Origin of the sequence: Sphingomonas sp. (assembly GCF_035317925.1) — a bacterium.
Classification (GTDB): domain Bacteria; phylum Pseudomonadota; class Alphaproteobacteria; order Sphingomonadales; family Sphingomonadaceae; genus Sphingomonas_I.
In genome coordinates, this window is sequence record NZ_DATHFV010000064.1 from 1 (window position 1) to 7287 (window position 7287).

Annotated in this window: 9 protein-coding genes and 1 pseudogene; 5 read left to right on the top strand and 5 right to left on the bottom strand. The window is 63.6% G+C overall.

The genetic code is table 11. The features are described from left to right. Positions 1–72: 72 nt before the first annotated feature. The 3 genes from VK533_RS04965 to folE all read right to left on the bottom strand — a co-directional run bounded on the left by VK533_RS04965 (position 73) and on the right by folE (position 3123). A complete protein-coding gene (locus VK533_RS04965; RefSeq protein ID WP_324375574.1) occupies positions 73–1380 on the bottom strand; it encodes an FkbM family methyltransferase in 1308 nt (435 codons plus the stop codon). A 79-nt stretch (positions 1381–1459) separates the two neighbouring features. Further along, positions 1460–2515: a hypothetical protein gene (locus tag VK533_RS04970; RefSeq protein ID WP_324375576.1), complete on the bottom strand. Its 1056-nt coding sequence runs from the start codon at positions 2513–2515 to the stop codon at positions 1460–1462. 2 nt (positions 2516–2517) lie between these two features. After that, a complete protein-coding gene (gene folE / locus VK533_RS04975) occupies positions 2518–3123 on the bottom strand; it encodes a GTP cyclohydrolase I FolE (RefSeq protein ID WP_324375578.1) in 606 nt (201 codons plus the stop codon). A 186-nt stretch (positions 3124–3309) separates the two neighbouring features. On the opposite strand from folE, the gene VK533_RS04980 reads away from it, so the two are divergent. The 3 genes from VK533_RS04980 to VK533_RS04990 all read left to right on the top strand — a co-directional run bounded on the left by VK533_RS04980 (position 3310) and on the right by VK533_RS04990 (position 4843). Further along, the gene (locus VK533_RS04980) at positions 3310–3804 is read left to right on the top strand and encodes a hypothetical protein (protein WP_324375580.1); all 495 of its coding nucleotides are present in this window, start codon (positions 3310–3312) and stop codon (positions 3802–3804) included. 78 nt (positions 3805–3882) lie between these two features. Continuing rightward, positions 3883–4341: a hypothetical protein gene (locus VK533_RS04985; RefSeq protein WP_324375582.1), complete on the top strand. Its 459-nt coding sequence runs from the start codon at positions 3883–3885 to the stop codon at positions 4339–4341. Positions 4342–4396: 55 nt separating this feature from the next. Further along, positions 4397–4843, top strand: coding sequence for a MarR family transcriptional regulator (locus VK533_RS04990; RefSeq protein WP_324375584.1), 447 nt, complete (start codon positions 4397–4399; stop codon positions 4841–4843). Between the two features lie 460 nt (positions 4844–5303). On the opposite strand, the gene VK533_RS04995 is transcribed toward VK533_RS04990, so the two are convergent. Further along, positions 5304–5951, bottom strand: coding sequence for a glutathione S-transferase family protein (locus tag VK533_RS04995; protein WP_324375587.1), 648 nt, complete (start codon positions 5949–5951; stop codon positions 5304–5306). A gap of 15 nt (positions 5952–5966) precedes the next feature. Further along, a pseudogene (locus VK533_RS05000) lies at positions 5967–6443 on the bottom strand (ATP-binding protein); the annotation flags it as partial. A gap of 13 nt (positions 6444–6456) precedes the next feature. Between VK533_RS05000 and VK533_RS05005 the strand changes: the two are divergent. Both VK533_RS05005 and VK533_RS05010 read left to right on the top strand, forming a co-directional pair. Continuing rightward, positions 6457–6924: a helix-turn-helix domain-containing protein gene (locus VK533_RS05005; protein ID WP_324375588.1), complete on the top strand. Its 468-nt coding sequence runs from the start codon at positions 6457–6459 to the stop codon at positions 6922–6924. 153 nt (positions 6925–7077) lie between these two features. Continuing rightward, positions 7078–7287, top strand: a 210-nt coding sequence (locus VK533_RS05010) for a hypothetical protein (protein ID WP_324375590.1), incomplete at its 3' end; no start/stop codon positions are given.

A 7287-nucleotide genomic window follows, 5' to 3' on the forward strand; every position in this document is an offset into this window, starting at 1 on the left:
GTCAACGGTCGATTTCGCTTCCGTTTTACGGCGTGGGCGGAAGAGGTTCAGCATCCCAATATTCCTCCCTCGTCACGCATATTCGACGACGCCATATCGTCGCGGGCGGCCGACTTCGCGAAGTTTGAGGCTCAACCAACGGGCCATTGCCGTCAGCCTCGACCGCCGCCGTAAGTTCACCGCATAAAAGAAGCCGTTACCCCGTGGAGGCGAGCGGTCAAATATAACAAAGCCGGCCTTCCGCAACGGCTTGATCAGGTCCGCTTGCGACTTTTCGCCAAACATGGCGTGCCATTCGACCATGAAGCCCGTTATGTGCTCGAGCAATCTCCAGCTCTTCAGGCACTCAAAAATCGCGTATTCCGACCCTTCGCAATCCATTTTTACGATTACGTCAAGACCACGGGCGCGCGACTTGGCTATAATGGGAGCGAGCACTTCACCGGCATCCCTAAGCACGATATGTACTGGAATCCCTTCGCCCACATCGATTGTCGTCATCGCGCCCGAATCGCCGGTCTGCGAGGCGAATATTTCACCTTCCCAATTCTTGTCAGACAAACCAAAATTGTAGGTCGTTATTTTTTTCGCCGCAGGCGAATTTATGCGAACATTGTCCAGCGCCCTTTCATAAGTGCTCTGAAACGGCTCAAAGGAATGTATCTGCCTTACCTCCCTCTTATAGGATAATTGCAGTGATGTTAGGCCAATATTCATACCGATATCAATGATACAGGTCGGTCTATCAAACTGAATATTATAAACATTCTCGAAAAAGAGTTCGCTTATAAAGTTGAGGTCATCCCGATTGCGGGCGAAAAACGAAACTTCGCCGATCGTCAGCACCACGGCGTCGCCCTCGATCCGGAACAGGCAACCACCCTCGTACAGGCTGCGAAAGTAAGCGCGGTTTTCGACGAAGAACGGCACGTCGGCGCCCTCCGTCCCCGGAAAGCTGGCGCGGCGGGAGAGCGCTTCGTCGTCGAGGTCTCCGGACCGCTTCACCACCTGCTGAAAGTCGTCGATCCGGACCGACAGCAAACCGCTCACCCAGACGCGATATTCGAGTATCGTCCGCTCGGCTAACGAGAACGGCAGCAGAAATTTTGTTCGCCCATCGGCGAAATCCCGGGCGATCAGATCTTTCCGGGCATGGTTACGGTGGCCGCCATCACTCGTAACCTCGATCGTCGCGCAGGCGGTATCCGGCGCCAATTGCGTGACGTCGGCCAACGGCTCGATCACGAACTGAACCGCATATTCGCCTGCTTCGCGGGGCTGGTAGGGTCCGTAAATGGCGTGCCCCGTCGTTGCCGGCGTCGTGGCGACGCACGAACGGCCATCGACCGTGAGTGCGCGACCAATATCCTGATTGATCACCTCAAGATTCCATCAGCGCCGACGGCGCCTCGGGCGCCGCAACCGGCTGCGACCTGCGCCAGAATTTTCCAGGTCATGCTTACTTCTTTTCCGTCACGGCGCTGTTGATCGTGATCGAGCCCTTGCCGCTGAGCGTATCCGCGCTCGCGATCGGGTTGGTGTGGTCGACGATGTCCAGCGCCTGCTCGGGCGGCAGCTGATCGCTTACGTCCGGATAGATCCGCCACTCGGTCAGGTCCATGTAGGCCAGCGAATAAGCCGGCTTGGTCTTGTTGACCAAGGCCGCGAGCGAAGGCTGGACGCCGATCGCGCGGCCGTCATCGCCCAGCGCCAGCACATAGCCCCGCTCCTCGCCTTCGACCCGATAGACGCCCCAGGCGGCGTCCGCGGCCTGCTGCGCACGGCAATAGGTGGGGATCGAGGCCCTGTGGTCGTTTGCATCCTTGCGGTCGGTGGCAACCGCGCCGGAAACCGCCGCCCCCACCAGCGCCTGCATCATATCGGGCTTGATCAGCTTGGCCTTGTGGAAGCTCGGCATCGTGCCGCACGGCTTGATCGGCGCCGCCACCGGCGCCTCGAGCTTGTCCGCGGGCCAGCCGATGCCGTTCACGACCGCGGTCAGTTCGGCATCGACGGCAGCGGCATCCTTGCTGGTCGAGGAAAGCCGCACCACCACCAGCCAGTCGGCGACCGGCACGGCCGCCGCGGCGGTGGCGAGAAACGCGCTGCCTTTGAGCGGATAGGTCACGCGCAGCGCCGTGGCAGGCGCGCCGGGACGGACGGCAAAGGCCGTCGCCTGGGCATCGCCGATCGTGCCGAATTTCCCACGCGCCACGATCGCGGCCTGCACGCGATCGAACCAGAGCGGAACGCTGTCGACGCCGGGGTGGAAGACATAGATCGTGGCTTCGGTCCCGTCCGCACCGCGATATTGCAGGAACAGGTCCGCTTCCACCGTGCCGAAATCGCCCACCTCGTTGCGCGGCAGCGAGCCCAGATAAGGCGGCATCGTCAGTCCGGTCCGCGCATGCTGCCAGGTCATGCTCGGCAGCACGTCGAGCGTGCGCGGATCGGCCTGGGAGGGTGCCGCGACCAGCGCCAGGGTCGCGCCGAGCGCGATGCGGAACGGGTTCATCCTCAATAGCCCATCAGCGCCAACACTTCGCGGCGGCTGCGCTGGTCGTCGCGGAACACGCCCATCATGCGGCTGGTGGTCATCGACACGCCGTGCGTGCGCACGCCGCGCCCGGTCATGCAGCCGTGCGCCGCCTCGATCACCACCGCCACGCCCTGCGGCTGGAGGTGATCCCAGATGCAATCGGCGACCTGCGCGGTCAGCCGTTCCTGCACCTGCAGCCGACGCGCGAAGCCGTGCAGCACGCGCGCCAGCTTGGAAATGCCGACCACCCGGTTCTTGGGCAGATAAGCGATCGCCGCCTTGCCGACGATCGGCGCGAGATGATGTTCGCAATGCGACTGGAACGGAATGTCCTTCAGCAGCACGATATCGTCATAGCCGCCGACCTCCTCGAACACGCGGTCGAGATGGTGGCCCGGATCCTCGCCATAGCCCTGGCAATATTCCCTCCAGGCGCGTGCCACGCGCTTGGGCGTGTCGAGCAGACCTTCGCGTTCGGGGTCGTCGCCGGCCCAGCGCAGGAGCGTGCGGATCGCCTCTTCAACATGCTCGGGCACGGGCAGCCTGTTGGCGAAATCGTCTTCGGGTTCGATGGTGCCGGTCATATTCGCCCTTTAGTGGAGACGGGGCGGAAGGCGATAGGCCAAAGCCCCCCAATTGCGCGGAAAGTTGCACGACCCGCCGCCGAAGCCATTGAAGTCCGAGCGAAAGCCTCGCTATCATATCTTCGAATGGACGGACGAGGAACCGGACGGCTGACCGAGCCGCAACGTATCGCCTTGCGGCTGTTCATGGACCGCAAGACCGCCAAGCAGATCGCGATCGAGCTCGGCATCACGCCCAAGGCGGTCGAACTGCGTCTCAAGGGCGCGCGCGACGCACTTGGCGTCGCCACCAGCGCGGAGGCTGCGCGCTGGCTTGCCGCCGCCGAGCAGGCCGGCACCTTCCGAGAAACCCTAGGGGGTTCGACGGAAGTTGCCGATCGGGCGCTTTCCCGGTCTCATCCCCCCGACGACAGCGAGGGCGGGGGGAACGCCGGGGCGACCGATCGGAAGGGGCTGAGCGAGGCGCGAACCGTCTTCGATCACGAATCCTCCCGATGGCTGGGAAATCTCGGATGGCCGCTCCCGGGGGGAGAGGACAGGCGCAATGACCTGAAATGGGGCGCAAGATTGCTGTGGCCGTTCCTGGCCATATTCGCGATTGGTGTGTCTGCGGGCACGCTGGTCATTTGCGGATCGCTGCTCACGCTTGCTTGCGTGGCGGTGATCCACCTCTTCCACTAGCGACACGCGGGCGGCGGGCCCGAGCCTGTTGACGGAATGACCGCGCCATGCTGGCTTGCCCATATGGTCTTGCGGAACATGCTCTTTCTTCTCCTGTTCATGGCGAGTTTTATCTACGCCCTGATCCGGGGCGGAGCGCCGGAGCGGATCACCGCTCTGCTTCTGTTGACGGCCTTGGTCCTGTCGATGCTCAGCGTCTCGCCGGAAGCGACCAGGTACAAGCATGCCGAAGTCACACTGTTTCTCGTCGATCTTGCGCTGTTCGCGGCGCTCTACCTGCTCTCGCTCTTCACGACCCGGTTCTGGCCGATATGGATGAGCGCGATGCAGGGCCTGACCGTGCTGGGGCACGTCAGCTTCCTCGACCAGCCGGGAACCGGCTTCGGCTACGCGGTACTGGTCCAGTTCTGGTGTTGGCCCATGCAGGTTCTGCTGATCGCGGCCACCTACCGCCATCGGCAAAGGATGGCCCGAACCGGAATCGACCGTCCCTGGACATTCTCCCCCGCGCGCGGGCAGCCTTCCATTCCGAATTAGCCCCCGGTGCGCTCGGTCGCCCGCCCCGCGCATATGCCGCGCCGGGGACCGTCTGATGGCGTCCTCCCTTTCGGCCGATGACATGTCCGCGCTCGCCGAAACGCTGCGGAACGCGGCCGAACGCCTGTCGGCCGCGATCGAGCCAAAGCCGCGGCCGAACGCGGCGACCTATGCGCGCCTGATCCTGGCGGCGCGGCGCAGGATCAGCACCTTCATCGATGCCGATCTGTTCGCCGATCCGGCGCGCGATATCCTGCTCGACCTGTTCGTGGCGGGCGAGGAAGGGACGCGCATTTCCATCTCCAGCTGCTGCATCGCCGCCGCGGTGCCGCCGACCACGGCGCTGCGCTGGATCAAGATGCTGAAGAAGCGCGGGCTGGTGCACGAAGCGATCGATCCCGCTGACGGCCGCCGCAAATGGCTGAGCCTCAGCGCCGACGCGCACAAGGCCGTGCGCGATTATGTGCTGGCGGCGTCGGGTATGTTTGCCGAACGGGGATGACGGGCTGGCTCAGATGCGGTTTTGTCCGTAACGCTATGCACTTGCTTCCGATTGCTCCGACCCCGTCGCGTCAGGTGCGGCGCGGGCGGCGGCACTAGCGTCCCTGCACAATAAGCGAAGCTGCTTGCGCACGGACGGACTTTGGAGTTGCAGGTCAGTCCGCGCATAGCCCTCGGCGGCCAGCGCCTTCTCCAGTTCTTTTACCCGCGCGTATTGGCCGCTGCGCGCAAGCTCGAACGCCCGGTGAAGGATAGGTTTCTCGTTGTAACTCATCACGCATACTCAACTGCTTCCAGAGCAGTCGATTTGCGCCAGGCCGGCTGAACTGTCCGTTACGTCCTCCGTAATCCAGCGTTCACCCGTTCGCCGTCGGCCTGCACTGCGTATCCCGCACAGATTTACATAAAACCTTAGCCGATCTTCGACAACGCGATATGGTGCACTTCGCGCCGGGCCGCAATCAGCCCGCCGGTGGCTTGTTCACCGCATATTGCGCCGCGAAGGCCCGCTGGTAGGCGGGCCGCACTTCGCCGCGGGCGACATAGGCGGCCAGATTCGGATATTCGTCCAACAGGCCCGATGGTCTCGTCCTGAGCAGCACCGACACCATCATCAGGTCTCCCGCGCTGAACCCGCCGTCGAGCCAGTCGGCGTCGCCGAGACGCGCGGAAAGTTGCTTCAACCGGTCGTGGATGCGATCCTGAACCAGCGGCATTCGCGCCTTCGCCCAGGGCTTGTCGCCCTCCTGGAACTTCGCGGTTTGGAGCTCGATGATCGGCGGCTCGATCGTGCTGAGCGCGGCGAACATCCACGTAATCGCGCGCGCCCGCGCATCCGCGTCGTCCGGCAGCAGGCCCGCTTTATGCTGCGCGATATGGAACACGATCGCCCCGGTCTCGAACAGCGTGAGGTCGCCGTCTTCGTAGGTCGGAATCTGCCCGAACGGATGCACCGCCAGATGCGCGGGCTCCTTCATCGCCCCGAACGAAACCAGACGAACCGCATAGGGTTGGCCCACTTCCTCCAGCGCCCAGCGCACCCGCGTATCGCGTGCCAGCCCCTTGCCGCCATCGGGGGAGCGTTCAAAGGCGGTGATCGTGATGGTCATGCGAGGAACCCTCCTCTAATTCACCGCCGGCCGCAGCCGATAGCTCAGCGCCTCGGCCACATGCACCCGCCCGACAGCCCCCGACCCAGCCAGATCCGCGATCGTGCGCGCCACGCGCAGAACGCGCGTATAGCCCCGCGCCGACAGGCCCATCGCGGCGGCGGCCTGCGCCAGCAATGCGCGCCCGGCCTCGTCCGGCGTGGCGCTGGCTTCGAGCAATGCGCCATCGGCCTCCGCATTGGTGCGCACCCCATGATCGGCATAGCGCGCGGTCTGGATCGCGCGCGCCGCCTCGACCCGGGCGCGGACTTCGGCCGATCCTTCGGCGGGCGGCGGCAGCACCAGATCGGCGGCGCTGACCGCCGCGACCTCGACATGCAGGTCGATCCGGTCGAGCAGCGGCCCCGACACCCGCGCCTGATAATCCTGCGCGCAGCGTGGCGCCCGGCTGCAGGCACGCGCGGCATCGCCAAGGTGGCCACAACGACATGGCCGTGTTGGGTTCTTGCTGCCCGGTGTTTCGGTGTTGCTATCTGCCACGAAGCCGGAGGTACTGGCCGATCAGGGGGAGTCAATCGGGGCGCATCTGCGCCGTGCCCGCAAGGGGCGAGGCCTCAAGCAAGTCGAGGCGGCCGAGCTTATGGGCGTATGCCAAACCTCCGTTCTCGATTGGGAAAGCGGAACAAAGCAGCCAAGGGATAGGCAATATCCCGCGATTATCTCCTTCCTCGGATACGAGCCATGGCCGAAGCCGCAGACATTCCCGGAAAAGCTGATCGCCGAAAGGCGACGGCGAGGGATTTCGGCGAAGGCCGCCGCCACGATCATCGGTGTGGATGAAGGTACGTTTGCCCGGTGGGAAACGGATGAGACTCAACCGCTTGCTCGATCGCAACCGCAGGTAGACGAATTTCTGCGAGCGAGGGACGCCGTGATTGGCGGTTACCCAAATCTGTTCCTACGGAACAGGTGACAGACGTTCGGGTCTCACACGTGTCGTCGTGGCCTCGCTCAATCATCGCCTTAATAGCCAGACGAATCCTAATTTGGGTGAAAAATTGGCTGCCCTCCCTTGCAGTGTGCTTGGTTCGTTCCCAATTGATGAACGGATGTTAAGGAAGACGGCATGGCCACCGAGCACGAATACGCGATCCTTGGCGGCTACAATCGCGCCAAGCTCGGGCGCTACTTGGCCCATTTTTCGGCGACGCTTTCGGCCGCACTCGTCTTCGTGATGCTTTCGGCGGTCAACCTCGCGAAGGACTTCGGCGTCAGTGTGAACGTGCCTCCAGTCGTCATGTCCCTTCTCGGTGCCGCGTCCATCTACGGCATCCTC

Bases quoted from the DNA above. Each gene is read 5' to 3' on its own strand.
- VK533_RS04970 (WP_324375576.1), bottom strand. From the start codon at position 2,515: ATGAACCCGTTCCGCATCGCGCTCGGCGCGACCCTGGCGCTGGTCGCG.
- folE (WP_324375578.1), bottom strand. From the start codon at position 3,123: ATGACCGGCACCATCGAACCCGAAGACGATTTCGCCAACAGGCTGCCC.
- VK533_RS04980 (WP_324375580.1), top strand. From the start codon at position 3,310: ATGGACCGCAAGACCGCCAAGCAGATCGCGATCGAGCTCGGCATCACG.
- VK533_RS04985 (WP_324375582.1), top strand. From the start codon at position 3,883: ATGCTCTTTCTTCTCCTGTTCATGGCGAGTTTTATCTACGCCCTGATC.
- VK533_RS04990 (WP_324375584.1), top strand. From the start codon at position 4,397: ATGGCGTCCTCCCTTTCGGCCGATGACATGTCCGCGCTCGCCGAAACG.
- VK533_RS04995 (WP_324375587.1), bottom strand. From the start codon at position 5,951: ATGACCATCACGATCACCGCCTTTGAACGCTCCCCCGATGGCGGCAAG.